A 26,314-nucleotide genomic window follows, 5' to 3' on the forward strand; every position below is an offset into this window, starting at 1 on the left:
TCAGGCCATTGCTGGCGGCCAGCCACGGTCCAGGCAATACTCGTGGCGTGAGCGGCGACCTGGTGGGGCGAGCGGTCAATGCCGTGCTCGTGCCGCCGCAGGCGGAGCGGTTCGCGTCGCTCACCGGGGCGGACCCTGACCGTCTGGTGCTGAACGTGAACGGCTGGAACAAGCTGGTCCTCGTCGACTCCGACCGCGTGTTCCTCTTCCCGCGTTCGGCCGGCGGCGTGGAGTGGTTCGAGCGGGAGCTCACCGCCTACCGTGCGCTGGCCGGAGCGCGGCTGAGCGTGGTGCCGCGCCTCCTTGGCCGCTGGGCGGACCCGGAGATCTATCCGTTTCCCTTCGCGGCCGTCACTCGCCTGCGCGGTGCGGTGCCTGCCGACCCGGAGCCCTTCATCGGGCAGCTGGGCCGGGCCGTCGCCCGCTGGCATGAGCTGGAGCCGCCGCCGCTCGCGGGAGCGCGGCCGCCCAAGCACCACGACGTCCCCTGGCAGAACTGGCTGCGCCGTGCGCTGGACCCGGCCACCTGCGCCGCGGCGGCCGCCGAGGCCGCACGCCTCCTTGACCGCCCGGACCGCGCCGCGGCATGGGCGGACCTGCTGGCCCGCGCCGCCCGGCTCACGCCGGTCCTGGTGCACGGCGACATCCACGAGGACCAGCTGCTTGCCGACGGCGGCGAGCTGACCGGCATCCTTGACTGGGAAACGGCCCGCGTCGACCACCCGTTCTGGGACTTCGACTTCGGCGAGTGGGGGACCGGGCTGTGGCGGCGCCGTCGCCGCGACTTCGGCACCCTGTGGGCGCGGGGCTGGGCGGCGTACGCGCTGGCCCGCGGTCTTGACCCGGACTCGGGCCCGCTGGAGACCGCATTCCGCCTGCGGCACGCGCTCCGCCTGCTCGGCGATCCCGGCGATCCAGTCGTCCTCGGCACGCTCGAGGAACAGCTCGCGGACCTATAGGGCGAAGATCGTCGCCGGGGACTAGGCCAGGTACTTGGCAAGGCCGTCGAGCATCTCGCTGGTACCGCCCTCGCGCAGCCGCGGCGCCTCCGCGCCTTCGAAACCGTCGAGGTACGCGCCCTGCTCGGTCCAGGTCAGCCGCGTCCCGCTCTCCGCCTCGGCGAACTCGATGGTGGCGACAGAGACTGAGATGCGCGCGGCGCCCGCGTACATCTCGTAGCTGTAGACGAGCCGCTGGCCAGGAACGATGTCGTAGTAGCGGGCGTCGTACGTGTAGCTGACGCCCTGAAAGGCGACACCGAACCGCTCGTGCCCGCCGATACGGAAGTCGAACTCGGACGGGCCGGTGCCGGGCTCGACCTCGGCCATGTCGCCGTGCGGCGTGCGGAAATCCAGCTCTCGGCCGACCGGAGCGTCTCGGGGTTAAGGCTGCAGGTCCTGCCGCGCAATCTGACAGTCAAGCGTTCAGTTGAGTAAGGAAGCCTCGGGACAGGTGAGAGTTCGCCGAGTGGATGGTCAAGATGACCGGGCAAGGCCACGGCGTGCGCCTACCCTCAGGGTGTGCGGATGGCCAGGGAACTGCGGACGCGGTGGCCGCTGCTCGCGGTACTCGCGATCCAGGCGGCGCTGTCCGTCGGCATGCTGCGCGACAAGACCGCGTTCGGTGACGAGGCGCTGTACCTGTCGGCGGGGCATCTCGAGTGGGCGCACTGGCTGCACGGCACCGCGATCCCGGGGTATCAGACCTGGTTCTCCGGCGCGCCGGTCATCTATCCGCCGCTGGGTGCCATCGCCAGCAGCATCGGCGGGCTGACCGCGGCGCGGCTGCTTTCCCTGTTCTGCATGCTCGGCGTGACGTCGCTCGTCTGGGGTACCGCGGCCCGGCTGCTTGACGACAAGCGCGCCGCATTCTTCGCCGCCGCGCTTTTCGCCGTGGTCGCGCCGACACTGCACCTGGGCTCGTTCGCGACCTATGACGCCCCGGCGCTGCTGCTCCTGGCCGCGGCGAGCTGGTGTGCCGCGGGAGTCAGGGACGGTCAGCGGGTAGCGCGGCGGATGATCGCGGTGGGGATTTTGCTGGCACTCGCCAACGCGACCAAGTACGCGACTGCGCTCTACGATCCCACGGTCCTCGCCGTCACCTTCCTCAGCGCGTGGCCGGACGCCGGCCGGAAACAAGCCCTCAGGCGGGCGGCCATCCTCGCCGGAACCAGTGCCGCACTCCTCGGCGTGCTGCTGGCACTCGGCGGATCCGGCTATCTCACCGGGATCGAGGTGACCACGACCGGGCGCGCACACGGCACCGATTCAGCCTCGCTGGCACTGGGCGAGGCGTGCTCGTGGACCGCCGTCGTACTGGTGCCGGCGGTCGCGGCCGCCGTCGTCTGCGCGGTACGCCGCCAGTGGCCGCTGGCGCTGATGCTTGGCGTGCTCGCGTTCTCGACGCTGCTCGCGCCGGCCGACCAGGCGCGCCTGCAGACCGTGACCTCGCTCAGCAAGCACGTCGACTTCGGCGCCTGGTTCGCGGTGATCGCGGCCGGCTGGCTGCTGAGCGAGCTGTCCAGGCGGCGGGTCTTCCTGACGGCGTCGCTCGCCGCAATGCTGCCCGTCGCCGCGCTCGGCACGGTGCAGGCGCGCGCTATGGTCGACTGGCCGGACGTGACCGGGCTCGTCAAGGCCGTCAGTCCGCTGACGGCCCATGGCGGGCACTTTCTCGTGGAGACGACCGATGTGCTGCAGTACTACCTGCCAGATACGACGTGGCAGGAGTGGTCGGACACCCGGAGCACCGATACCGCGTACTACCAGCGGGCGATCGAGCGGCACTACTACACGGTGGTGATACTCGGCTTCAACCAGACGCTGCCGATGGACTACGCGATAGCCATGGACCTGCAGGCGGCCGGCGGGTACCGGCTCGCGGCGACCGTGCACTCGGGCACGACGGACTTCTACGTGTGGGATTACGCGGGCCGTGTGTAAATCGTTACGGCCGTCCGCGGATGTTCGTCGTCAAATCAGGTGTAGCTATGTCGTGCACTGGACCAGTCAGGTGTAGCTATGTCGTGCACTGGACCAGCTGGACCAGCCACCTGGCCAGCGGCTACGGCATCGTCAGCGAGGACGACAACTACCCGAACCACGCCGCGGGCAAGATCTACACCGTCCCGGTCCTGGTCACCCTCTGGGGCAGCCGCGCGATCAAGAATCGTCCGGGCGACGACACGTACACCAGGATGACCCTCATCTTCCCCGGCAAGCGCCCGGCCGTGTACGTGCAGGTCAACGGCAAATGGAGGGCAACCTACCCGGTGACCCAGACGCTCGGCTTCTAACCGGCCGGGGATGTGACGGCTATTCGTTCCGGGCCACCTCCGGCCCGGTGATCCGGGCCAGCAGCGGGAAGGTGGCCGCGATGATGCCGAGGGAGATGATGATCCCGGCGGCAGTGAGCAGGTAATACGCGGCGCCGGGCGCGACCATCGGGTACTGCTGCGCCTCGGACGCGAACATCGCGGCGCCGGCGAACCCGGCGCCGATCGCGACGGCGGAGACGGACAGCAGCGGCACGGCGCCCTCGAGCGCGACCACGCGGCGCAGCATGGCGAGCCGCGCGCCGGTGAGTCGCAGCAGGCTGAACGGCCGCTTGCGGTCCGCGAGCCCGGCCGCGATGCCCGCGGCGAGCGTGCAGCCGGCGATCGGCAGGCTGACCAGGATCACCACGTTCGCGAGCTGCTGGTATCCGCTGTTGGTGGAGTTGTCCTGCTTGACGATGTCGTCGAGGGTGGACGGCGCGTTGAGCACGGGGTAGGCGTGCGCGGTCTCGAGCACGGTCCTCGCCTGCTCTATCGCCGCCAAGCTGCCGTCGGTCCCCACGTTGACTGAATCCACGGCGAGGGTGTCGAGCCGCGCGACGGGTGTGTTCGCGGCCGGCCAGGTGATAGCGGTGGCGCCGTTGTTGCCGCCAACTCCGGTGCCGTTGTACCCGCCTGCCGGGTAGGCCGCCGTCGCCGCCCCTGCCGGGCAGCGGCCGAGAGCGGGAACGGTCGCGAGCTGCGCGCACGAGACCACGCTGGCCGGGACCGGGCTGAACTTGCCGTTCCCGTCGCTGCCGATGTCGTCGAATCTCCCCGGGATGTTCAGCCACGGGTCCATGCGGATCACGACCACTCCCTGGACGCCGGGAATCGCCTGCAGCCGCGCGGCAAGTGGGGCCGCCGATGCGGCAGGCCCGGCGCCGGTGAAGACCGAACTGCCCGGCGACGAGACCGCGAACTGGTCAGTCAGCATGTTGTCTTCCGCCACGGTGCCGAACCGGCTGGGCTCTTTGGCGTTCTGCGTGGTGATGGCCACGACCGCGACTGTCGTGACGAACAGGGCGAGGACCAGGCCGCTGACGGCGCGGAAGGCCGCCCTGGGGTCGTCGGCGATGCGGCGGGCGGCGATCAGCGTGCCGGGCCGGCTTGTCCACCGGGCCATGGCCCTGGCTGAGGCCATGGTGAGCCACGGGCCGGCGATGAACAGGCCGAGGAGGATGAGCGCGAAGCTGGACACGAAGGCCTGGACCTGCCCGGCCCCGGAGGCCGGGTGGCCGTGCACCGTCCAGAAGCCGAGCTCGCCGAGGCCGGCGAGCAGCGGTACCACCCGCCAGGCGCCCGGCGGCTTCGGCCGTGCCCGGCGCGCGACCCCGAGCGGTGAGATGTTCACCCGGCGCAGCGCCAGCCGGGCCGCGATAGCGGCGAATACGGGCACGCCGACCGCGACCGCGATGATGTCGAGCAGGCTGAGCTTGAGCTCGGCGGGGAAGAACGGCTGGTCGATGAACGGGATGGCCGCGACGGGTATGCGCAGCAGGAAGAAGACCCCGAAGCCGGCGGCGACCCCGGCGATCCCTGCCATGGTCGATTCCATCGCCGCGATCACCGAGACCTGCCTGCGGGTCGCGCCGGCCAGCCGCATCGCCGCGAACCGTTCCTCACGGCGGGCGGTCGACAGCCGGGTCGCGGTCGCGATGAAGATCAGTACCGGGAGCAGGACGGCAAGCGCCACGACGGACAGGATGAGGTCGACGGAGTTCGCCCCGCCTCCCGGGTCGACAGGGAAGTAGGCCAGCCCCCTGGGGTTCGGCGTCGCCCGGCAGCCTTGGCCGTGGCACTCGGTCCGGCACCCTTGGCCGACGCACTCGGTCTGGTAGCCAGGCAGCGCCTTGGCGATCGACGTCACCCGGACGCTGTCCGGAGCGTGCGCCAGCTGCGCGGCGCTGCGCCCGACGATGACGACAAGCGAGGCAGGCGACGGCAGCGCGGCATCGCCGATCGCGCCGGCCAGGCGGCCGGGGAAGCGGTCGGCGAGCTGGTTCGCCGGGGCGTCGCGCAGTAGCGCGATCAGCGCGGGCGAAGCGTAGTACTGGCCGGGTGGCGGGTCTCTGGGGATGCCCGGCGGCACCGGGGACGAGGCGCCGGTGGCGGCCACGTCGAACCGGACGATGGCCTGGCCGTCGTAGAGGTCGCCGCTCGGGTGCCACCACAGCGGCGCGATGCCCGCCGTCGCCGGTCCCGGGGGCTCGGACGAGGTGCCGGTCCAGTACCAGGCGTGCCGGTTGTTCCAGGTGACGGCCGCGTTGGTCGCGGCCACCGCGGTCAGCAGCAGGCCGACGCCGAGGCTGACCGCCACAGTGAGGATGACCAGCCGGACGATCGCCTCGCGGCCGCCGTTGACGACCAGCCGCAGCCCGAGGGAAATCACGCCTCTGCCCCGGTGAGCGTGCTGACCCTGCCGTCCCTGACAATGACCTCACGGTCGGCGTACGCGGCGATGCGGGCGTCGTGGGTGACCAGGATGACCGTGGTGCCGTGCTCGCGCGCCGCGGCGGTGAGCAGGTCCATGACCAGTTCGCCGGACATCGAGTCGAGCGATCCCGTTGGCTCGTCGGCGAACAGCACCGCTGGCCTGCCGACCAGGCCGCGGGCGAGTGCGACCCGCTGCGCCTGGCCACCGGACAGTTCACCTGACCTGCGCCGCTCGAGCCCGTCGAGACCTAGGGTGCCGAACCACTCCCTGGCCGCCGCCATCGCCGGGCCGCGCCGGGTGCCGGACAGCAGCAGCGGCAGGGCGACGTTCTCCTCAGCGGTCAGCTCGGGTACGAGCTGACCGGACTGGAAAACGAACCCGAACCGGTCCCGGCGCAGCTCGCTGCGCCGGTCGTCGCTACGGGTGTCGAGGCGCTCGCCCGCGTACCAGACCTCACCCTCCTCGGGCGTCAGGATGCCCGCGATGCAGTGCAGCAGGGTGGACTTCCCTGACCCGCTCGGCCCCATGATGGCGAGGATCTCGCCCGCGCGTACGCCGAGTGTGGCGCCGCGCAGCGCCGGCGTCTGCCCGAACGACTTGACCAGGTTCCGCGTCTCGATGATCTTGCCTGCCGCGCCACTGCCTGTAGTGCCACTGCCTGCGACCTGGCCAGCGCTGGCGGACTCGATGCGCGCGTTCACCGCTTCACCGCCCCGGCGAGCATGTCGAGCCGCGCCGCGGTGTGGTCGATCCACCGCAGGTCGGCCTCGAGCCGGTAGATGGAGTGATCGGCGAGCAGCAGGTCAAGGGGCTCGCCAGAGCGCTTCAGCTCGGTCAGCTCGCGCATCCGCTGCAGGTGGGCTGCCCGCTGGAGGTCGAGGTAGCGGTCCGCCGGGCGGTCGAGCAGCAGGGCGAGCACCACCTTGGCGAATAGCTCGCTCTGCAGGTCGGGTTCCGGCTCCGCGGGCTCGGCCAGCCAGCGCTCGACGTCGGCGATGCCGTCCTCGGTGATCACGTACCTGCGCCGCTCGGGACCCGCCCCCTGCTCAACCGGCCCGGCGACCGCCTTCCCGTCCCTGGCGAGCCGGGACAGCGTGGCGTACACCTGGCTGTACCGCAGCGGCTTACCGCGGCCGAAGAACATGTCGTAGTCGCGCTTGAGGTCATAGCCGTGACTCGGCTCTCGCTCGAGCAGGCCAAGCAGGGTCAGCGGAACACTCATGCTCAAGAGAATACTCCAAGAGTATTCTCTTGGAGAGTAGCTGAGCGGAAAATCTACGGAGCACCGCCGAGCACGCTCTGCAGGCCCAGCCTATGCGCTCGGCCGACCCCGCTGAGCTGGTGTAACGTCCAGCCCCTCCCTGCCGGGTCCAGTGGCCGGGTCAGCTCGGTGAAGATCTCCGCCGCGCGGCGGTAGGACATCCGGGCCTGCCCGGTCATCCCGCACACGTCGGCGGCGACGGCCCGCGCCGGTGCCCGCCGCCCGGTGACGAACACCGGTCCCCACGTCCGTCCCGCGAGCAGCCAGCGCAGCAGCTGGCTCGTCCCCTCGCCCCACTCGATGCCCGCCGCGCCGGCCCGACCGTCGGCCCGGATGCCGGCATGGGGGCGTACCCGGTGCTGCCACAGGTCGAGGTGGTCCGCATCGAGCGCGAGCACGTCCGCCGCCGAGGCGCCTGAGTCGTGCAGCACCCGCCACAGCGCGTGCTCCCGTAGGCTCACCGGCAGCAGGAACAGGGCACTGACCTGCTCCCCGGTCAGCGGTGCGCCGGCTGTGTCGGTATGTGAGTGCCGCAGGCCCGCGGTGGGATCGGCCCGCAGCCAGTCCTGGTCCTGCCACCAGCCGACGGCGCCGCGCAGCGCGGACAGCTCGCGGTTAGCGGTCCGCGCACCCGCCGCCGCGGTCCGCGCCGCGTACTCCGCGGCCAGCCTGTCCCCGGTGTCCGGGTCATCGAGGACCGCGAGCGGCAGCACCGGCGGCGCCGCGCCGGTCCCGGCCTTGCGGTATCGGCTTCCCGGCGAGCGGCCACGCCCAGCCGGCCAGCGAGATCCGGTACACCCGGCGCGACGGGCCGCCGATCGGCGCCTCCTCGAGGTACCGCTCGACCGCGACCGCGTACTCCACTGGCACTGGCAATCCCATTCCCCAAGCATAACCTCTTTAAAATCCGCATTTACTGCGGCAGGAATCATAACGGGTTCGGCTTATTTGATTTATCCAAGCGACATTTGGCATGGTGGTAGGCGTGAAATCGCCCGAGCCTAAATTCTTGAATTACCGCAGTAAATTCCCTGGCGAGAGGCTTGGCGTACTCGCCATCCGGGACTTCCGCCTCTTTTACGTCGGCTATTCGGCGTCGCTGCTCGGCACCGCGATGTCGACGGTTGCGATCGCCTTTGCCGTGCTCGGCAACGGCGGTTCGCCTACCGGGCTCGGTGTCGTGCTCGCCGCGAACATCGTCCCGATGATCGCGTTCATGCTCGGTGGCGGTGCGCTCGCCGACCGGCTCGGACGCCGGCCGGTCATGCTGGCCGCGGACGTGGCCAGGTGCCTGGCGCAGGGCGGCCTGGCGGCGGCGCTGTCACTCGGGCATCCGCGGCTGTGGCTGTTCGCCGCCGCCGCGCTCGTGGTCGGCACCGGCAACGCGTTCTTCCAGCCCGCTCTGTCCGGACTGCCGGTCGATCTGGCGCCGCGTGAGCGGCTTGGCGATGTCAACGCGCTGCTCGCCGTGGCGCGGCCCGCGGCGCAGATCGCCGGGCCCGCCCTCGCCGGGATCCTGATCGCGGCGACCAGCCCGGCCGCGGCGGTCGCTGCCGACGCGGCGAGCTATGCCGCGAGCGCCGTCGCGCTCGCCATGCTCCGCTTCCCGCGCACTGAGCGGCCAGCGGCCCGTTCCCTGCCGCGCGAACTAGCCGACGGCTGGGCGGAGTTCGCCGCGCGCGACTGGATCTGGGCGCCAACCGTTGCGTTCGCCCTGTTCAACCTGCTGACTTGGGGGCCGTACCTGGTGCTCGGCCCGGTCCTGGCCCGCGACTATCTTGGCGGCGCCCGTGCGTGGGGCACATCCTGGCCTGTTACGGCGCTGGCGCGATCCTCGGCGGCCTGCTCGCGCTCGGCCGCCGTCCCCGGCGGCCGCTGGTGGTCGCCAACCTCGCCACGCTCGGCTTCCCGCTGCCGCCGCTCGCCCTCGCCCTGCACCTGCCGGCGGTCGCGGTGGCCGCCGCGGCCCTGCTCGCCGGCCTGGGCTCCGCGCTCGGCAGCGCGCTCGAAACGACAGTGGAGCAGCACCTGGTGCCGCCCGGGGTGCTGTCCCGCGTCGGGGCGTTCAACATGGTCGGCGCGTTCGCCTTCGGGCCCGTCGCCTTCATCGCCGCGGGACCCGCGGCGGCGGCCTTCGGCGCCCGCACGGTGCTCGGATTCGGCGCGGCCTGGGCCGTCCTTGGCACACTCGCCGTCTTCGCGGTGCCCTCCATCCGCCGCATGCCCTGGCCAGGATCGGGCTCGGCGCCGGGCACTGGCTAGCCGAGCACCAGCCACTGGGTGCCGTCGGTCAGCTCACGGGCGGCGTCCAGGTGGCCGGCGTGGCAGGCGGTCTCGGTAATGACGTGCAGGATGGTGCTGCGCAGCGGCCGCGCGGGGAAGTCGTTGAAGAAGTCGGGCCACCACTTCGGCATCGCGTCGAGCGGCGTCGCGGCGATGATCGCGTCGGCCTTGGCTATCGCGGATGACCGGTCAGACAGCGCGAACAAGCGATTACTCGGTCATTCCGGTCCTGGATCGGGCGTGAAGCGACTCCGCGACCGCGCCGCGGTCGCCGCGTCTCCTGCCACCGAATCCGGTGTGTGCAGCAGGCCGGGCCTGTCGAAGACCTGCATCATCCGGCGCAGCATCTCGTTGAACTGCTCCTGCTCGCCCGGCTCAAGCGCGGCGAGCACCTTCGCCTCCTCGTTGCCTTGCGGGTCGAACGTGTCGAGCCAGGCCCGGCGGCCCTCCTCGGTCAGTTCCACGATGACCTTCCGCCGGTCGGCGGGTGAGGGGAGACGCCTGATGAAGCCACGCTTCTCCAGCGCGTCGAGACGGCCGGTGATGCCAGAGGGCGACATCTTGTGCCAGGCGGCGATGTCGCTCGGCGTCGCCCGGTGGCCGGAACCGCGACCGCCGAGGAAATGCAGGGTGGCGTACTCGTATTCCTCGAGGCCGTGCGCGGCGAGCAGGGCCTGCCTCGTCTGCTTGAGATGCCGCAGCACCATCTGCATCCGGGTGACAACCCCCTCGACCAGCGGATCGAGATCGGGGATCTCCCGTTGCCAGTGCTCGATGTGCCGGTCGACGGAATCTTGCCGCATGACAGGCAGCTTAGCAAGCTCAACAGATATTGCGACAGTCGATATTTCGTTGACAGATCTTTCGCTGGCGAATTATTGTCGCGGCATGGCGCATCCGCTCCGCAATAGGAACTTCCGGCTGCTGTTCACTGGCCGCGTCATCGACGGGCTCGGCGACTCGGTCAGCCCGGCCGCGCTGACCCTGGCGATCGTCATAGCCACCCGCTCATCGGGCGGCCTGGCGGTCGTGCTGGTCTGCTCGCTGCTGCCCAAGGTCGCGCTGCTGCCTCTCGGCGGTGTGGTGGCCGACCGGCTCGGGCCGCGGCGCGTCGCCCTCGCGGCCGCCCTGGTGTCCGGCGGCGCCCAGCTGTGCATCGGCCTGCTGCTGCTCGCCGGGCACATCGACCTGCTGCTGATCGCGGTGGCGGCCGCGGTCAAGGGCGTGGCGTCCGCCTTCGATTCGCCGGCCACCCTCCCGCTTGTCGCGGGCACCACCGACGAGGACGGGCGGCAGGCCGCCAACGCGCTGATGGGCATCGCGAGCAGCGCCACCAGCCTGGCAGGCCCGGCCCTGGCCGGCGTGCTGATCTTCACCGCGGGCGCGGGCTGGGCCTTCGTGCTCGACGCGGCCACCTTCGCGGTCAGCGCGCTCACGCTGGCCCTGCTCAAGGTGCGACCGGTGCACGTGCCAGCGCAGTCGTTGCGTGAGGACCTTGCCGCGGGCTGGGCCGAGGTCACGGCGCGCACCTGGTACTGGACAAGCCTTATCGGCCACGCCAGCTGGAACTTCGCGGCCGGGATGCTTGCCACGACCGGACCGCTCATCGCCGTCACCGAACTCGGCGGCAAGACCGTCTGGCTCGCCGCGCTGCAGGCGAGCGCGGTCGGCTACCTGGCAGGCGCCTTCATCGCCGGGCGGGCCCGGGTGAGCCGGGCCATCCTGGCCGGAAACACCGCACTGATGAGCTTCGCCGTGCCGCTCGTGCTGTTCGCGGTCGCCGCTCCCGCCTGGGCGGTGGTCATCGCGTACGGCCTCGCGATGGCGTGCCTGGGATTCCTTAACCCGGTGTGGGAGACGGCCGTGCAGCAGGAGATTCCCGCGGCGGTCCTGGCCCGCGTCTCCGCCTACGACTGGCTGGTGTCACTCGGCGCCATGCCGCTCGGCTACGCCCTCGGGCCGATCCTGGCGCGGGAATGGGGTTACACCTGGCCGCTGACCGGGGCCGCGATCCTGGTCCTCATCTCCCTAGCGGTCCCCGTTTCGCTGCCAGACGTACGCAACCTGCGGCTGCGCCAAACCCCAGCAGAAGCAGCACCGCCAGAAGCAGCACCGCAAGAAGTACCGCCGCCATCCCCGCCGGCTGGGGCGCCGGCGGCCGGCGCCACCGCCTGACCGTGCCTGACCCGCCACGCCACGGCTGGCGGGTCAGGCGCGCGGCACTCGCAGGTTCATAGAACACGCAACGTAACACCATGACTACCTAGGTGTACGGAAAACGCGCTGGGCAATAGTGGCGAAATGTGCCCGGCAATCCCTCTGCGGAGGGTGATCGCCTGCTAACAGAGCGACGCAGGCGAGGGCAGATGTTCCCGGCACTGTAACGCAGAGGGCACACTGGTGTTATCTGAGCTGCTCATATTGACTGTTGTCATGGCTGGTAGCCGCATAACCGGTCATTGACGACCGCCAGGTAGGAGAGAACCCCCCGTGTCATCAGCCGCCCTGCGCGACGGCATCCTCGCCGTGCCCGTGATCGATATCTCCAGCTTCCGCATGCCGTACGCCGACCCCGCGGCGCGGTCCGAGGTCGTCCGCCGGGTCGACGAGGCCGCGCGGACGGTCGGCTTCATGCAGATCACCGGGCACGGCATTTCGGAGAGCACGCTCACCGATTTCACCAGGGCGACCGACTCGTTCTTCGCCCTCGACGCGGCGGCCAAGGCCAAGTACCGCTGCCCGCCAGGCATCAACCGCGGCTACACGCCGCCGAAGGCGGAATCGCTCGCCAACAGCCTCGGTCTTGCCTCCGCCGCGGACTTGTTCGAGGCGATCAACGTCGGCAGCTCGGCGGCGGACTTCCCCGGGCTCGGCCTGCCGGAAGACGTCTACGCGCCCAACGTGTACCCCGCCGAGGTCCCCGGCTTCGAGGCCGCGGTCACGGCCTGGTTCGAGTCCGCGGGCCGGGTGGCCAGGACGATGGTGCGGATCTTCGGCGTGGCGCTCGGCGGCAGCGAGGACTATTTCGAGCGGTTCACCAACCATTCGATCGACGTGCTGCGCATGAACAACTACCGGCTGCCCGGGCCCGACGTCCAGCTGGAGCAGGACCAGCTCGGCATGGGCGCGCACACCGACTACGGCATCGTGACCGTGCTCTGGGCCGACCAGGTGCCCGGCCTGGAGATCCACGGCGTCGACGGGAACTGGCACCCGGTGCTGCCGGCCGGCGGCGCGCTGCTCGTCAACCTGGGCGACGCCACCGCCCGCTGGACCAACGAGGAATGGATCTCCACCCTGCACCGCGTCGCCGCGCCGCGGATTGACGGCAGGCTCGTACCGCGGCGGTCCGCCGCCTACTTCCACGACGGCAACATCGACGCGGTGATCGAGTGCCTGCCGAGCTGCGTCTCCGCGGGCAACCCGGCTAGGTACGAGCCGGTGACGGTGGGCGAGCACCTCGCCGCCAAGCTCGCGGGCTCGCGCGGCGGCCAGCTCAACCCGAACGCGACCAGGGAAGCGGCACGCCTGCGCCCCATGTGACAGCGCAGCGCGGTAGCGCGGCGTGATACCGCAACCCGTTGTGAAGGATCGCGCGAAACGACGTGATGAGTCCGTCAAGAAGCGTGGTGAGGTCGTAGCCTGAGCGAAGCGGCCATGTCGTCGGGCGAAGGGTCAACGGAGCGGGTGCAGTTTTCTTCCGGGGGGCGGATCCCCCGCAGCCTCCGGGGCAGGTCGGGAAGGGCGACGATGCCGGACAGGCAACCAGGCAGCGCTGGCTCGTCCGGCGCGCCCCTGCGGGAAACCGGCCAGCGAACCGAGCCGGAAGTCGAGTACGAACCCGGCAAGGAGACCCTCCAGGCAACGGCAGCCGACCGGGAACCGCAGCCGCTGTCCGAGTTCGACGCCGGACTCGAAACCGGGCCTGAGCAGGAAACTGAGACCGGGACCGGCCGGAGCAAGGTAGCGGCGGGCATCGCCCGCGGCGCGCTCATCATCGCGGTGCTCACCACCTGCTCGCGGATACTCGGCCTGCTGCGCACCGTCGTGTTCGCGCAGACGGTCGGTTCCGGCTGCCTCGGCACCGCCTACGTCACCGCCAACCAGGTGCCGAACCTGATCTACGAGCTGGCCATCGGCGGCGCGCTGACCAGCGCCATGGTGCCGGTACTCGCCAGGTCCGCGGCCCGGTCGTCGGATGACCCCGCAGCCAAGCAGCATGTCGAGCAGGTCTCCTCGGCGCTGCTCACCTGGTCGGTCGTCATCCTGCTGCCGCTCACCGCGATCATTGCCGCGACCGCGCGCCCGATCGCCGAACTGCTGAACCCGGTCAACCCGAACGCCGCGTGCCCGCGCGGCGACATGATTGACGCGACCACGAACATGCTGGTCGTATTCGCGCCGCAGATCCTGCTCTACGGCTTTTCCGTCGTCCTGTTCGGCTTGCTCCAGGCGTACCGGAGGTTCACTGGCTTCAGCTTGGCTCCGGTGCTCGCCAACGTGGTGACGATCACGTCGTTCCTGGTTTTCGCATCGCTCGACCACAACGCCACCCTGGCTCGGACCCCCCTCTCGGCCGAGCTCGTGCTGGCCGTTGGCACCACGCTTAACATCGGCATGCTGGTCATCGTGGCGATCCCGCCGACCTGGCGGCTCCGGCTGCGGCTGCGCCCGACACTGGTCTTCCCGCCCGGCGTGCTGAGCAAGGCCGGCGGCTTCGCCCTTGTCGGCCTTCTCGAATTCCTGGCGGGCGACATCTACAGCGTGATCACGATTGCTCTGGCCAACGGCCACGGCGACACCGGCGCGCTTGTCCTGGTCAACTACGAGACCCTTGTCTTCAGCTCGGTGTGCTCCGTGCTCCCGATCGCGATCGTGACCAGTGTCTTCCCGGTGCTGTCGGCAGCCGACGGCGACGCGTTCGACCGCACCTGCGCCGGGTCGGCGCGGGCGGTCGTGCTCATGTCCTGGCTCGGCGCGGCCGTGATCGCCGCGGTCGCGGTCCCCGCCGCGCACATCCTGGCCAAGGAACCCGGTCAGGTCACCCAGCTCACGCAGGGGATGCTGCTCTGTGCTCCGGGCGTATTCGGCTATGCCGTCATCGTCAACATGTCACGGGTACTTTTCGCGCTCGGCAAGCTCAAGATCGCCGGCGTTGGCTTGGTGGCAGGACCGCTGCTCCAGGCGGTACTCTCCGTCCCGCTCGTGCTGCTCGCGCCGCCCCGCCTGGTTGTAGCAGCGCTCGCGCTCGCCGGTAGCACCGGCATGGTCGCCGTCGCCATCCCGATGGTGATCGCGACCAGGCGGCTGAGGGGCCGCGCCGCCCTGGCCGGCGTGGGGCACGCGACGGCGGCCGGCCTCGCGGCGGGCGCCGCCGGCGCCGCCGCCGGCCTGGCGGTGACTCTGCTCGCGCCGGACGGCGGAAAGATCGCGCAGGCCGGCAATGGTGTGCTCGCCGCGGCGCTCGCGGTGCTGGTCTTCGGGCTGGTCGCGTACGCGCTCGACCGGGGTGACCTGCGTGCCGTGGCGGGCCGGGCGCGCCGCCTGGCCCGGAGCCTGCGGTAGCGATCATGGAGGATGTGTACCCGCGGGACGTGGCGATCCGGCCGGTGGCGGAGAACGACCGGCCAACGGTGGCATGGCTGACCACGCAGCTGTGGGGTGCTCCAGAGGTTGTCGTGCACGATGATGTCTTCCACCCGGCCGAACTGCCCGGCTTCATCGCCGAGCGCGCGGGCCGCATCGCCGGCCTGGTCACCTTCGAGGTGCGGCCGGGAGTCTTGGAAATCGTCACGATCAACGCGCTCAACCTCTACCAGGGAATCGGCACGCTGCTCATCGAGGCGGTCCGCGCCGAGGCCAAGCGCCTTGGCTGCCATGAGGTCACGCTGACCACGACCAACGACAACGTCGGCGCGCTCCGCTTCTACCAGCGCCGCGGCTTCCGGCTCGCCGCGCTCCGGCCGGGCGCGGTGGACCGGTCGCGGCAGCACAAGCCGGAGATTCCGCGGACTGGCGATTTCGGCATTCCGCTACGTGACGAAATCGATCTCAGCTGTCCGGTCTAGTAAAGAGAAAATCAAAATCATTATCCCGAACGTATGCGTCAGACTCTCACACCCCACCTGCCATCTTCCGGCGCTGGAAAGCCGCTCAGCAGGCCAACCTCACGCAACGCGTCCGTGTGCGTGCTGTCCCCGGCCCCGGTCAATGCGCTATACAGGGATTTACCACTGTCCGAGGGAGCACGATGTTGCCACCCGTTAGGGTCCGAACAGCGGGGCAAGAGCCCGTGCCGGTGGTCGACAGCGTCCACGCGGCGATCAGACGTGCTCCCGTGCTGATGCGGCCGGTGCTAGCGGCGCTTTCGGTGGCTTTCCTGCCCTGGCTGCTCGCGCCGATCTGCGTGTTCCGCGGCGTGCGCACCGTCATGGCCTCGGTGTACGTGGCGGCCTTCTGGGCCTGGGTCTACGTGCTCATCAGCGCCAACCGGCTGAACACCCACGCGGCGCCGACGGCGGCGCCCACCGCCCGCACGGTTGCCACGGTGCCGCCGGGGTGGCTGCTCGCCATGCTGGTGACCCCGTTCCTCGTCGCGGCGCTTGCCAACATCAGGCCGCTGTCCCGCTGGTTCATCTCCTGCCGCACCGTGGCCTGGTCGCTGCTGTGGTCATCGCCCGTCGTCTTCTTCATCGTGCAGGCCTCGCCGCAGAACACCATGTTCGCTGTGATCGCCATCTGGGTGATCGCCGCCGCGCTCATCGGCTGGCGGGCCGCCAAGGGCTCGCAGGAGGCCCGCATGTTCGGCCCGGACGGCCCGCTCGCCGCGCACGCGCCCGGCGCGGCCCCGGTGCCGCCGCCACCCGCGCCGGCCGGCCCTGCGGGCAGCGTGCCCGACCGGCGGTCAGGCCCGATGCCGCGCGCCGGCGGTGGCCACTCGCCGGCGCAGTACAGCACCAGGGCGCAGGGCGTCGCCCAGGTCTTCGCCGACCATGCGGCACGTGAGCCGCAGCCCGCCGTCGCGGCGCCCAAGCCGGTGATCACCCCCGAGCAGGCGCTCGCCGAACTCGACGCGATGATCGGGCTCGGGCCGGTCAAGGAGCAGGTCCGCTCGATCGCCGTGTCCATCGAGGCGGCGCGCCGCCGGGCGGTGGCCGGCTTCGGCACCGACCGGCCGATGCGGCACTTCGTCTTCCTCGGCCCCCCAGGAACGGGCAAGACCACCGTGGCCCGGGTGATCGGCAAGATCTTCTACTCCTTCGGCCTGCTGGACACCCCGGAGGTGGTCGAGGCGCAGCGCTCCGACCTGGTGGGCGAGTACCTGGGCGCGACCGCCATCAAGACCAACGACCTGATCGACTCGGCGCTCGGCCGGGTGCTGTTCATCGACGAGGCGTACAGCCTGGTGAACGAGGGCGACGGGCAGAGCGACCGGTTCGGCGCCGAGGCGGTGCAGACCCTGCTCAAGCGCGCGGAAGACGACAGGGAGAACCTGATCATCATCCTGGCCGGCTACGAGAAGCAGACCGAGGCCTTCCTCGCCACGAACCCGGGCATGGCCTCCCGCTTCGCGTCCAGGATCAAGTTCCCCACCTATTCGGCGGAGGAACTGCTCGCCCTCGCCGAGTCGCAGCTCGCGGCCCGCCAGGAGGGCCTCACCCCGGACGCGCGCCGGGTGCTGTGGCGGATGCTCGACGAGATGGAGCGCCGGCGCATCACCGACGAGCTTGGCAACGGCAGGTTCGTCAGGACGCTGCTCGAGAAGGCCGGCCAGGCGCGTGACGTCCGGGTGATGGGCGCGGGCGGTGACCCGCGCGCCGAGGACCTGCTCACGATAGGTGCCGCCGACCTGGAGAAGGCATACTCCGAGCTGACCTCGCGGCTGCGCGGCTACGAGGACACCCCGACGCTGGAGTCCGCGTTCGCCGAGCTCGACGAGCTTGTCGGGCTCGAGCCCGTCAAGCAGCAGGTGCGCGCGATCGCCGCGCAGCTGCGCGTCGCGAAGCTCCGCGACCGCCAGGGGCTGACCAGCCAGCCGCCGGCCAGGCACTTCGTGTTCACCGGGCCACCGGGCACCGGGAAGACGACGGTGGCGAGAATTCTCGGCCGGATCTTCGCCGCGCTCGGCCTGCTCGTCCGCCCCGAGGTGATCGAGGCGCACCGCGCCGACCTGGTGGGTGAGCACCTCGGCTCGACCGCGATCAAGACCAACCGGCTCGTCGACTCCGCGCTCGGCGGCGTGCTGTTCGTCGACGAGGCCTACTCGCTGCACAACGAGGGCTACTCCGGCGGTGACGCGTTCGGCGCCGAGGCGGTGCAGACGCTGCTCAAGCGCGCGGAAGATGACCGCGACCGCCTCGTCATCGTGCTCGCGGGCTATACCGGCGACATGGACCGCTTCCTGCGCTCCAACCCCGGCCTCGCGTCACGCTTCAGCACCCGGGTCACCTTCCCCAGCTACACCGCGCGGGATCTGTCGCGCATCGCGGTCATGCACGCCGAGCAGTCGGGTGACGCCTTCGAGCCCGAGGCGGTCCGCGTGCTCGAGCAGATCTTCGCGCAGGCCGAACGGGCCGGCCGGATCGATGATCTGGGTAACGGCCGGTTCGCCCGCTCCCTGTTCGAGCGCGCCTGCGCCTGCCGTGACGTCCGCGTGGTGCGCTTGGGCGAGTCCGCAACCGCCGCCGACCTCACCACCCTCACCGCCGACGACGTCCGCGGCGCCTACGCCGAACTGACCGTCTAACCCCACCGGAATGCCGCTCGTTAGGCTTGGACCGTGGCGGGTTTGTGGGACTTCTGGGTCGACAGGGGCGGGACGTTCACCGACATCGTTGCCCGCCGCCCCGACGGAACGCTCCAGGCGCACAAGCTGCTGTCCGAGAGCCACGCGTACCGCGACGCGGCCGTCGCGGGGATCAAGTACCTGCTTGGCATCGCACCGCAGGACCCGCTCCCTGCCGACCGGATCGGCGCCGTCCGGCTCGGCACCACCGTCGCGACCAACGCGCTGCTCGAGCGGAAGGGCGAGCCAACCGTCCTGCTCATCACCGAGGGATTCGGCGACGCGCTGCGCATCGCCTACCAGAACCGGCCGCGCATCTTCGACCGGCACATCGTGCTGCCAAGTCAGCTCTACGATCGCGTCATCGAGGTACCGGAACGGGTGGCCGCGGACGGCGAGGTGATCCGCACGCTCGACGCGGAGACCACCGAACACGCGCTGCGCCAGGCCTACGCGGACGGTTTCCGGTCAGCCGCGATCGTCTTCATGCACGGCTACCGCTACCCGGAGCACGAGCGGCGGGCCGGCGAGATCGCCAGGGCGATCGGGTTCACCCAGGTCAGTGAGTCGCATGAGGTGAGCCCGCTGATGCGCCTGATCTCTCGGGGCGACACGACCGTCGTTGACGCCTACCTGTCCCCGGTGCTGCGCCGCTACGTGGACGAGGTGGCCGGCGAACTCGCGGGCGTGCCGCTGCTGTTCATGCAGTCCAACGGCGGGCTGGCCGATGCCGCGTCGTTCCGCGGCAAGGACTCGATTCTCTCCGGGCCGGCCGGCGGCATTGTTGGCATGGCCCGCACCGCCGCCGCGGCGGGCTTCGGCCGGGTGATCGGCTTCGACATGGGCGGCACGTCCACCGATGTGTCGCACTTCGCCGGCGAGTTCGAGCGGCAGTACGAGACGCAGATAGCCGGGGTGCGGATACGCGCGCCGATGCTGGCCGTCCACACAGTCGCGGCCGGCGGCGGCTCCGTCCTGCGGTTCGCGGACGGCCGGTATCAGGTGGGCCCGGACTCCGCGGGCGCCGCCCCTGGTCCCGCCTGCTACGGGCACGGCGGCCCGCTGACCGTGACGGACGCCAACCTGCTGCTCGGCAGGGTCCAGCCGGCGCATTTCCCGCGGGTGTTCGGCCCGTCGGGTGACCAGCCGCTCGACGTCGCGGCGACCGGACGGCTGTTCGCCGAGCTAGCCGCCGCGATCACCGCCGAGACCGGAGACACCAGGGACGCGCCCGCGGTCGCGGCCGGCTTCCTCGAGATCGCGGTGCAGAACATGGCCAACGCGATCAAGAAGATCTCCGTACAGCGCGGCTACGACGTGACCAGGTACGTGCTGTCCACGTTCGGCGGCGCGGGCGGCCAGCACGCCTGCGCGGTCGCGGACGCGCTTGGCATGACCAGCGTGCTCATCCACCCGCTGGCCGGCGCGCTGTCCGCCTACGGCATCGGCCTCGCCGACGTGACCGCCATGCGGGAAAGCGCCGTCGAGGCGCCGCTCACCGCGGACCTGCCGGACCGGCTGGCGACCGGGGTCCTGCGTGACCTGGAGGAATCTGCGCGAGCCGAGCTGGCCGCTCATCACATGGACGGCGCGGGCATCCGGGTGACCCGCCGCGTCCACCTGCGCTACGACGGCACCGACACGCCCGTCCAGGTCAGGCTCGGCACAGCCGGAGAGATGACGGAAGCCTTCGAGCGCGCCTACCGTACCCGCTTCTCATTCCTGATGGAAGACAAGCCCATCGTGGCAGAGGCCGTCTCCATCGAGGCAATCGCCGTCCGCGACCCGCATGGTTGCGGCAGCGAGACGCCGACAGCCGTATCGCAGCAAGAACCGTCGGACCCATCGGAGCCAGTGCTGTCGCCGGCCGTGCCGCACGAGCACGTCCGGCTGTTCGCGGCCGGGGAATGGCTGACGGTCCCGCTCTACCAGCGCGCCGAACTGGAACGGGGCCACGCGGTGGACGGCCCCGCGATCATCGCCGAGGACCTGGCGACCACGGTCGTCGAGCCCGGCTGGCGGGCGTCGGTCACTGGCCCGCTCGACCTGCTGCTCACCCGGGTGACGCCGCGCCGGCCCGCGCTCGCGGCCGGAGCGCGGGAAACGCCGGCCGAGGCCGACCCGGTGCTGCTCGAGGTCTTCTCCAACCTGTTCATGGCCGCCGCCGAGCAGATGGGCGAGCGGCTCCGCGCGACGGCGCACTCGGTCAACATCAAGGAGCGCCTCGACTTCTCCTGCGCGATCTTCGACGCCGAGGGCAACCTGATCGCGAACGCCCCGCACATCCCGGTGCACCTCGGCTCGATGAGCGAGTCGATCAAGATGGTGATAGCCCGCAACGGGGGCCATATAAGGCCGGGCGACGTGTACGCGCTCAACGACCCGTATCACGGCGGCACGCACCTGCCCGACGTCACCGTGGTCACCCCGGTGTTCGCGCCGGACAGCGCCCCAGAGAACAGCGACCGAGACATCTGGTTCTACGTCGCCTCCCGCGGCCATCACGCGGAGATCGGCGGAGTCACGCCCGGCTCGATGCCGGCGGGCAGCACCAGGATCGAGGAGGAGGGCGTCCTCATCGACAACTGGCTCCTCGTCGACCAGGGGAGGCTCAGGGAGCAAGAGACCCTGGCGTTGCTGGCAAGCGCCGCACACCCGTCGCGTGACCCGCGGACCAACCTCGCCGACCTCCGGGCGCAGATCGCCGCCAATGCCAAGGGCACGCAGGAACTGCACAAGATGGCCGCGCAGTACGGCCTCGACGTGGTGCGCGGCTACATGGGACACGTGCGGGAGAACGCCGCAGAGGCGGTCAGGAACGTGATCACCGCCCTGCACGACGGCAGCTTCCGCTACGAACTGGACAGCGGCGCCGTCATCCAGGTCAAGGTCACCGTGGACCGCACGGCCCGGCGCGCGACAATCGACTTCACCGGCACAAGCGGCATGCTGAGCAGCAACTTCAACGCGCCGTCGAGCGTAGCGATGGCCGCCGTCCTGTACGTGTTCCGGACCCTGGTCGACAAGGACATCCCGCTCAACGCGGGCTGCCTCGAGCCGCTCACGGTGATCATCCCGGCACAGACGATGCTGTCACCCGAGTACCCCGCCGCGGTCGCCGCGGGCAACGTGGAGACCAGCCAGGCGGTCACCGGCGCCCTGTACGCCGCGCTGAACAGCATGGCGGAGGGCTCGGGCACGATGAACAACGTGACGTTCGGCAACGAGCGGCACCAGTACTACGAGACGGTCGCGAGCGGCTCGGGGGCCGGCGACGGCTTCGACGGCACCGGCGTGGTGCAGACGAAGATGACCAACTCGCGGCTCACCGATCCCGAGGTGCTCGAATGGCGTTACCCGGTCCGCCTCGAGTCCTACGCGATCCGCCGGGGCAGCGGCGGCGGCGGCCGCTGGCACGGCGGCGACGGCGCCGTCAGGCGGATCCGCTTCCTCGAGCCGGTGACCGTCACCACCCTGGCCAGCCACCGCCGGGTCCCCGCCTTCGGCCTTGACGGCGGCGCCGCGGGCGCACTCGGCCGTCACTGGATCGAGCACCCGGACGGCACGGTTACCCCGATGGCCGGCTGCGACAGCGCGGACCTCGCCGCCGGCGACGTGTTCGTCATCGAGACTCCCGGCGGCGGCGGGTACGGACAACCATGATCCCGAACGGGTTCGCGGCTCCGCCGGACGGCAACCTTGACCCCGCGAGCCCGCTGGCCCTCGGACGTCTGCCCCCGCCAGCAGGCCGGCCTCCAGACGTCGCGGCCGCCCCTGTCCCGGCCGCCACGACTCCCAGGTCAGGGGGAGTCGTCCAGAGCCAGGCCGCACCCGTTCGGATGACAGCTCCTGGTCTTCGCGGCGCGCCGGTTAGGCGTCGGGGTTGGTGAGCCCGTTCAGGTCGTCGTCGCTGAGGCCGGTCGCCAGTTCGCGCAGCGCCGTCTTCAGGGCGGTCTCATCGCCGCCGGCCGCGTCGAGCACGTCCATCAGCGCGTGCAGCACCATGTGCCGGTCCTCGCCGGTGTCGAGCAGCCGCTGCGCGGCGTCCCACAGGGCGGACGGCGAGCCGCGCCAGAGCCGGTCCGCCAGGGCCAGGTGGCGGTCGATGTGCCTGCCGACCCCCGCCGCGCTCGGCGACCCGGTGCGCGTGTCGTGGTCGGCGGCGAGCAGCAGCCGCCGGTCGGACGGGTCGGACGGGTCGAGCTTGGACAGGTCGACCCCGCCGTGCCTGCCCTCGAGGATCGGGAAGGCGAACGCGCGCCTGGGCAGCGCCTCCAGGTCGGAGTCGGGCAGCAGCCGGGCGACGAGCTTCTCGTCGAGGCCGAACTCGGCCGGGTCACGGTAGATCCTGGAGAACGTCGCCATGGAGTCGAAGAGGGTGTCGAGCGTCTGTCCGACGGCCGCGTCCGACAGTCCGCGAATCCGTCCCGACCAGCGAATCCAGGCGCCGACGGCGTGTGGCATCGCGTTCTGGTCGGCGACGGAGAGCAGCACCTTGCGCGGCAGATAGCCGAGCATGAAGTTCTGCACCTTGGCGGGCGACATCCGCTGCGGCCGCCCGCTGTCCTGGTCGCAGCCGAAGTCGATGATCAGGTCGGCGCAGCGGCTCGCGGCCCGCCTGTCGGACAGTTCCTCGGCCTCGTCGGAGGCGAGGAATTCCGCGGCGAGCAGCGCCCGCCGCTCGGGCGGCCAGGCTCGCTTGGGCCGTCCGGCCCGGCCGGCGGCGGGCGGCAAGGCGCGGATGCGGGCACGGATAAAGGCGTGCCTGGCGGCGAAGGCCTCGCTCACCGGCGGGTCTTCTGCCGCGTCGGTGGCGGCTAGCGCGGCCTGCAGCATCTTCCGCGCCTGCGGCGCGTCGATCTCCCTGAAGCCCTCGTCGGGCCGGGTGCCGGACCGGGCGGAGGCACTGCGGCAGTGATCGAGCAGCTTGTCGACCTGGGAGCTGACCCAGCCGTCCCTGATCATGCCCGCGGCGTTGTAGTCGATCACCGAGACGAGCGCGTGCGGCTCCTCACCCGCGTAGCTGAACACGCAGATGACTTCGTCCTGATCGCCCCATTCGTCGGGGTTCACGTAGCACTCGGCCGGGGAGACGGCGCCCAGGTATTCGGCCCACCGTGGTGCCCGTACCCCGTCGTCGATCAGCGCGATGGCCGCCTGCTCGGCCGCGATGGCCTGCCGTGACGTGCCGAGGCAGGCGATGCCGGACAGCAGCGCGAGCGCGGCGGGCGAGCGGCGCTGCGCGGCGTACTCGATGAGGCCCTCGCCGACGATCTGCTCCACGCCCGCGCCGCCGAGGGTACGGTGCCGCTGCGGCCACCACGTGCCGAGCAGGTCGCTGACGAGCAGTTCCGCGTCAAGCGGACTGCGCACCGCGAGCAGCTCACGGGCCGCTTGCAGGAGTTCATCGAACAGCGCGTTAGGGGGCGCGCCGCCGCCACCTGCCTGGCCACGACGTCGGCTCTGCGGGCTCACCCTGATAGCCTCTCAGATCTGCACATGTGAAATCGACGCTCCGCCCTGATGCCCGCACCGGGTTGCGCCCGTATTGGGTAGCGGCGGGGGGAGCACATATCCGCTGTAGGAGAATTTACCCATGCTGCCGCCATTGTGCCGTGTGATGGCGGCTATCCCGTCCGTGTCGTGCTTTCTGGCGCCCTCGGGAGGCGGTCTTGGCGGCCCGATGCGGTACGGACTTGGTTTCCGTCCCGCTAGCTGGCAGCATCGGTCCTTGGATTGTGGCACCCTTATTCTGAGGGATCGCTGCGGTGGCGGCGTCATGCCGCTCCGTCGGCTGGCTGCCGCCAGGCGCCAGGAGGGTGGCGTTTTCTGGCAGCGCGGTAGCAGGAAGGAGCCGCCAGTGGCAGGCGCCTGCATGGTAGGTGAGGTGCTCGGTTGAGCGCGGACACCTCCGTGCCGAAGCAGCGGGAGGCCGGATTGGGCGAGTTCGAAGCCTGGCTGCCTGACGCCGTGCTGCGCGACGCGTCGGCCGGGATGGCCCTCATCGACACCGATCTGCGCTTCGTCTGGGCGAATCCGGCGCTCGCGAGCATGTACGAGCGCGCGGTGAGCGATTTCAGCGGCCGTCCCGTCGCCGAGGTGCTTCCCGCGGTGGACGCCGCGCGAGCCGAGGCCGCGCTGCACCAGGTGTTCGCCAAGGGCAGCCCGGCCACTGAGACGTTCGAGACCGGCGCGGCAGCGGCCGGGCAGGTCGCGCCCGGCCAGCGGACTTTCCACTGGTTCCGGGTGAACGGCCTGGACGGCGGGCTGTACGGCGCGGGCCTGATCGTCATCGCGGGCGGCTCGGGACCAGGGACGGAGGAGGCCCTCCGGCGGAGCGAGGAGCGGTACCGCGCGCTCGTCCAGGGCGGCGCCCAGATCATCTGGGTGGCGTCGCCGGACGGTGAGATGCTCGAGGACTCCGCCGAGTGGCGCTGGATCACCGGGCAGACCGCGGAGGAGTTCCTCGGCAACGGCTGGCTTGACTCCATCCATCCCGAGGACCGCGAGCGCGTCGAGCGCGACTGGCACGAATCCCTGCGCACCGGCAGGATCTTCGACGACCGGTTCCGCATGCGGGCCAGGGGCGGCTCCTACCGGCACTACGACGTGCGGGCGGTGCCGATCGAGCGGGATGGCAAGATCGCCGAGTGGGTCGGCGCCTGCACCGACGTGACAAGCCAGCGCGAGGCCGAGGAGATGCGCGGGCGGCTGACCGACCAGCTGTCGGCGGCGGCGCTGCGCACGGCGCGGTTGCAGCAGGCGACCGCGATGCTCGCCGAGGCCCTCGATGTCGAGCAGGTGGTCGAGGTGATCACCGAGGTGGGCAGGACCGCGATCGGGGCGCTGCGCTCGGCGGTCGCGCTGCTCGAGGACGACAAGCTCGGCCTGCGCGTGGTCAACCCGTCTGGCCTGGCTCCGGCCGGCCCCGACGGGGCGGGGGTGCCGCTGACCCTGGACACCCCGAGCGTGATGACGAGGGCGATCGCTACCCGCCGCCCGGTGCTCATCGCCGATCCCGAGGAGCTGCGCAAGCAGTTCGAGACCAGCCTGGAGGCGGGCGACAGGGACAACGCTGCGGGCTCGCCCGACGGGGTGCTCGACACGGGCGACGAACAGGCCTGGGTGGGCCTGCCGCTGCTCGCCGCGGGCATGCCGCTCGGCGCGCTGCGCTTCTCGTTCGGCAAGCCGCGCACCATCCTCGAGGAGGAGCGGGTCTTCCTGGAGGCGCTGGCCGGCCAGTGCGCGCTCGCCGTCGAGCGGGCGGAGATGTACGAGAAGGAGCACACCGCGGCGGTAACACTGCAGCGCAGCCTGCTGCCCGGCGAACTGCCCAACGTGCCGGGCCTCGCGCTCGACGCCAGGTACCTGCCGAGGTCCACGGACGTGGGCGGTGACTGGTACGACGTATTCCGGCTGCCGGACAGGCGCCTGGCCGTCGCCGTCGGTGACGTCATGGGCAAGGGACTGCTCGCGGCGGCAGGCATGGGCCGGGTCCGCAATGCGCTCCGGGCACTCGCGCTGACCGACCCGCGGCCCGCCGCGGTGCTGGCCGGGCTTGACAGGCTGTTTACGGCCACCGAGCTCGAGGAACAGGTCACCACGGTGTCTTACCTGGTGATCGACCCAGAGACCGGCGAGGGGCAGGCGGGGAACGCCGGCCACCCGCCGACGCTGCTGCTCGCGCCCGGGGCCCTCCCGGTGCTCGACGGCGCGGAGGCGGGCACGCCGCTCGGCTGGGCCAGCCCGCGCCGCCAGCACGCGTTCCGGCTGCCGCCTGGCTCGACGGCGGTCTTCTACTCCGACGGGCTGGTGGAGAACCGCATGCGCGGCATCGACGCGGGCCTTGATGAGCTGGTCCGGGTCGCCGCGGGGGCGCCGCAGGATCTGCTTGGCGCTCCTGGACGGCTGCTCCAGCACCTGCTTGACAGCATGCTGGCCGGCCATGAGCAAGACGACGACGTGACGGTGCTTGTCATGCACGTGCCGGCCGGTCCAGGGTCCGGCGGCACGGCCGGTGAGGATGGGACCCCAGGCCAGCAGTGGGCACAGCGGTGACCACGGTGCGCCTGACAGGCACGACTGACGTGTACAAGGCACTCCCGGGTGCCACCTATCGTGGTGGAGAGGAGGCGGGCGGCTTGCTGTTCATATCCCCAATGCAAACGGGAAGCCTGTTTCCCGGCACGGTCCAGGCGTCAAGACGACCCTCTCGGGAGGGCCCTATTAGCGTGC

The 26,314-nt window shown here is 70.9% G+C and carries 20 protein-coding genes and 1 pseudogene; 12 read left to right on the plus strand and 9 right to left on the minus strand.

The annotated features are described in order from the left end of the window. Positions 1–47 precede the first annotated feature (47 nt). The gene (locus EAS64_RS19040) at positions 48–959 is read left to right on the plus strand and encodes an aminoglycoside phosphotransferase family protein (RefSeq protein WP_187366005.1); all 912 of its coding nucleotides are present in this window, start codon (positions 48–50) and stop codon (positions 957–959) included. A 21-nt stretch (positions 960–980) separates the two neighbouring features. On the opposite strand, the gene EAS64_RS19045 is transcribed toward EAS64_RS19040, so the two are convergent. Next, positions 981–1,328, minus strand: coding sequence for an SRPBCC domain-containing protein (locus EAS64_RS19045; RefSeq protein ID WP_145854445.1), 348 nt, complete (start codon positions 1,326–1,328; stop codon positions 981–983). Positions 1,329–1,526: 198 nt separating this feature from the next. Between EAS64_RS19045 and EAS64_RS19050 the strand changes: the two genes are divergently transcribed. Both EAS64_RS19050 and EAS64_RS19055 read left to right on the plus strand, forming a co-directional pair. Then, positions 1,527–2,942: a glycosyltransferase family 39 protein gene (locus EAS64_RS19050; protein ID WP_145854447.1), complete on the plus strand. Its 1,416-nt coding sequence runs from the start codon at positions 1,527–1,529 to the stop codon at positions 2,940–2,942. 83 nt (positions 2,943–3,025) lie between these two features. Next, positions 3,026–3,295 (plus strand): hypothetical protein, encoded by a 270-nt coding sequence (locus EAS64_RS19055; protein WP_145854449.1) that lies wholly within the window; start codon positions 3,026–3,028, stop codon positions 3,293–3,295. A 19-nt stretch (positions 3,296–3,314) separates the two neighbouring features. Here EAS64_RS19055 and EAS64_RS19060 read toward each other — a convergent pair whose 3' ends face one another. The 5 genes from EAS64_RS19060 to EAS64_RS44830 are packed head-to-tail and all read right to left on the minus strand — an operon-like array spanning position 3,315 to position 7,893. Continuing rightward, positions 3,315–5,705, minus strand: coding sequence for an FtsX-like permease family protein (locus tag EAS64_RS19060; protein WP_145854451.1), 2,391 nt, complete (start codon positions 5,703–5,705; stop codon positions 3,315–3,317). After that, positions 5,702–6,451 carry an ABC transporter ATP-binding protein gene (locus tag EAS64_RS19065; protein WP_439333609.1) on the minus strand — a complete coding sequence of 250 codons (750 nt, stop codon included), beginning with the start codon at positions 6,449–6,451 and terminating at the stop codon, positions 5,702–5,704. The genes EAS64_RS19060 and EAS64_RS19065 overlap by 4 nt, the downstream gene beginning before the upstream one ends. Beyond that, complete coding sequence (locus tag EAS64_RS19070) at positions 6,448–6,972, minus strand: PadR family transcriptional regulator (RefSeq protein ID WP_145854453.1); 525 nt, start codon at positions 6,970–6,972, stop codon at positions 6,448–6,450. The genes EAS64_RS19065 and EAS64_RS19070 overlap by 4 nt, the downstream gene beginning before the upstream one ends. A gap of 53 nt (positions 6,973–7,025) precedes the next feature. Then, complete coding sequence (locus EAS64_RS19075; protein WP_222849407.1) at positions 7,026–7,724, minus strand: site-specific integrase; 699 nt, start codon at positions 7,722–7,724, stop codon at positions 7,026–7,028. Continuing rightward, positions 7,699–7,893, minus strand: a complete 195-nt coding sequence (locus tag EAS64_RS44830; protein ID WP_222849408.1) for a hypothetical protein — start codon at positions 7,891–7,893, stop codon at positions 7,699–7,701. The genes EAS64_RS19075 and EAS64_RS44830 overlap by 26 nt, the downstream gene beginning before the upstream one ends. Positions 7,894–7,984: 91 nt before the next feature. On the opposite strand from EAS64_RS44830, the pseudogene EAS64_RS47510 reads away from it, so the two are divergent. Both EAS64_RS47510 and EAS64_RS45940 read left to right on the plus strand, forming a co-directional pair. Next, positions 7,985–8,761 (plus strand): annotated as a pseudogene (locus EAS64_RS47510) (MFS transporter); the annotation flags it as partial. Positions 8,762–8,805: 44 nt separating this feature from the next. Next, the gene (locus EAS64_RS45940) at positions 8,806–9,273 is read left to right on the plus strand and encodes a hypothetical protein (protein ID WP_246115745.1); all 468 of its coding nucleotides are present in this window, start codon (positions 8,806–8,808) and stop codon (positions 9,271–9,273) included. Here EAS64_RS45940 and EAS64_RS19085 read toward each other — a convergent pair. Both EAS64_RS19085 and EAS64_RS19090 read right to left on the minus strand, forming a co-directional pair. Further along, entirely contained in the window at positions 9,270–9,500 is a 231-nt protein-coding gene (locus EAS64_RS19085) for a mycothiol transferase (protein ID WP_145854457.1), read from the minus strand. The genes EAS64_RS45940 and EAS64_RS19085 overlap by 4 nt on opposite strands. 12 nt (positions 9,501–9,512) lie before the next feature. After that, the gene (locus EAS64_RS19090) at positions 9,513–10,097 is read right to left on the minus strand and encodes a MarR family winged helix-turn-helix transcriptional regulator (protein WP_145854459.1); all 585 of its coding nucleotides are present in this window, start codon (positions 10,095–10,097) and stop codon (positions 9,513–9,515) included. 85 nt (positions 10,098–10,182) lie between these two features. On the opposite strand from EAS64_RS19090, the gene EAS64_RS19095 reads away from it, so the two are divergent. From EAS64_RS19095 to EAS64_RS19120, 6 genes are all read left to right on the plus strand, one after another. Next, positions 10,183–11,469 (plus strand): MFS transporter, encoded by a 1,287-nt coding sequence (locus EAS64_RS19095; protein ID WP_145854461.1) that lies wholly within the window; start codon positions 10,183–10,185, stop codon positions 11,467–11,469. A gap of 315 nt (positions 11,470–11,784) precedes the next feature. Then, positions 11,785–12,837 (plus strand): isopenicillin N synthase family dioxygenase, encoded by a 1,053-nt coding sequence (locus tag EAS64_RS19100; protein WP_246115746.1) that lies wholly within the window; start codon positions 11,785–11,787, stop codon positions 12,835–12,837. Positions 12,838–13,044: 207 nt separating this feature from the next. Next, positions 13,045–14,859 carry a murein biosynthesis integral membrane protein MurJ gene (gene murJ, locus EAS64_RS19105; protein WP_187366008.1) on the plus strand — a complete coding sequence of 605 codons (1,815 nt, stop codon included), beginning with the start codon at positions 13,045–13,047 and terminating at the stop codon, positions 14,857–14,859. 5 nt (positions 14,860–14,864) lie between these two features. Continuing rightward, on the plus strand, positions 14,865–15,362 hold the full coding sequence (locus EAS64_RS19110) for a GNAT family N-acetyltransferase (protein WP_145854465.1): 498 nt from the start codon (positions 14,865–14,867) through the stop codon (positions 15,360–15,362). Positions 15,363–15,592: 230 nt separating this feature from the next. Next, positions 15,593–18,040: an AAA family ATPase gene (locus EAS64_RS19115; RefSeq protein WP_246115747.1), complete on the plus strand. Its 2,448-nt coding sequence runs from the start codon at positions 15,593–15,595 to the stop codon at positions 18,038–18,040. 33 nt (positions 18,041–18,073) lie between these two features. Beyond that, a complete protein-coding gene (locus tag EAS64_RS19120; protein ID WP_145854467.1) occupies positions 18,074–21,742 on the plus strand; it encodes a hydantoinase B/oxoprolinase family protein in 3,669 nt (1,222 codons plus the stop codon). 207 nt (positions 21,743–21,949) lie between these two features. Here EAS64_RS19120 and EAS64_RS19125 read toward each other — a convergent pair whose 3' ends face one another. Further along, positions 21,950–23,554, minus strand: coding sequence for a hypothetical protein (locus EAS64_RS19125; protein WP_246115748.1), 1,605 nt, complete (start codon positions 23,552–23,554; stop codon positions 21,950–21,952). Positions 23,555–23,974: 420 nt separating this feature from the next. On the opposite strand from EAS64_RS19125, the gene EAS64_RS19130 reads away from it, so the two are divergent. Further along, on the plus strand, positions 23,975–26,137 hold the full coding sequence (locus tag EAS64_RS19130; protein WP_145854469.1) for a SpoIIE family protein phosphatase: 2,163 nt from the start codon (positions 23,975–23,977) through the stop codon (positions 26,135–26,137). Positions 26,138–26,314 lie beyond the last annotated feature (177 nt).

The organism is Trebonia kvetii (assembly GCF_007827045.1).
Lineage (GTDB): Bacteria > Actinomycetota > Actinomycetes > Streptosporangiales > Streptosporangiaceae > Trebonia > Trebonia kvetii.

Excerpts from the sequence above, each read along its gene's own strand:
- murJ (WP_187366008.1), top strand. The coding sequence starts at position 13,045 with ATGCCGGACAGGCAACCAGGCAGCGCTGGCTCGTCCGGCGCGCCCCTG.
- EAS64_RS19050 (WP_145854447.1), top strand. The coding sequence starts at position 1,527 with ATGGCCAGGGAACTGCGGACGCGGTGGCCGCTGCTCGCGGTACTCGCG.
- EAS64_RS19090 (WP_145854459.1), bottom strand. The coding sequence starts at position 10,097 with ATGCGGCAAGATTCCGTCGACCGGCACATCGAGCACTGGCAACGGGAG.
- EAS64_RS19110 (WP_145854465.1), top strand. The coding sequence starts at position 14,865 with ATGGAGGATGTGTACCCGCGGGACGTGGCGATCCGGCCGGTGGCGGAG.
- EAS64_RS44830 (WP_222849408.1), bottom strand. The coding sequence starts at position 7,893 with ATGGGATTGCCAGTGCCAGTGGAGTACGCGGTCGCGGTCGAGCGGTAC.
- EAS64_RS19045 (WP_145854445.1), bottom strand. The coding sequence starts at position 1,328 with ATGGCCGAGGTCGAGCCCGGCACCGGCCCGTCCGAGTTCGACTTCCGT.
- EAS64_RS19095 (WP_145854461.1), top strand. The coding sequence starts at position 10,183 with ATGGCGCATCCGCTCCGCAATAGGAACTTCCGGCTGCTGTTCACTGGC.
- EAS64_RS19070 (WP_145854453.1), bottom strand. The coding sequence starts at position 6,972 with ATGAGTGTTCCGCTGACCCTGCTTGGCCTGCTCGAGCGAGAGCCGAGT.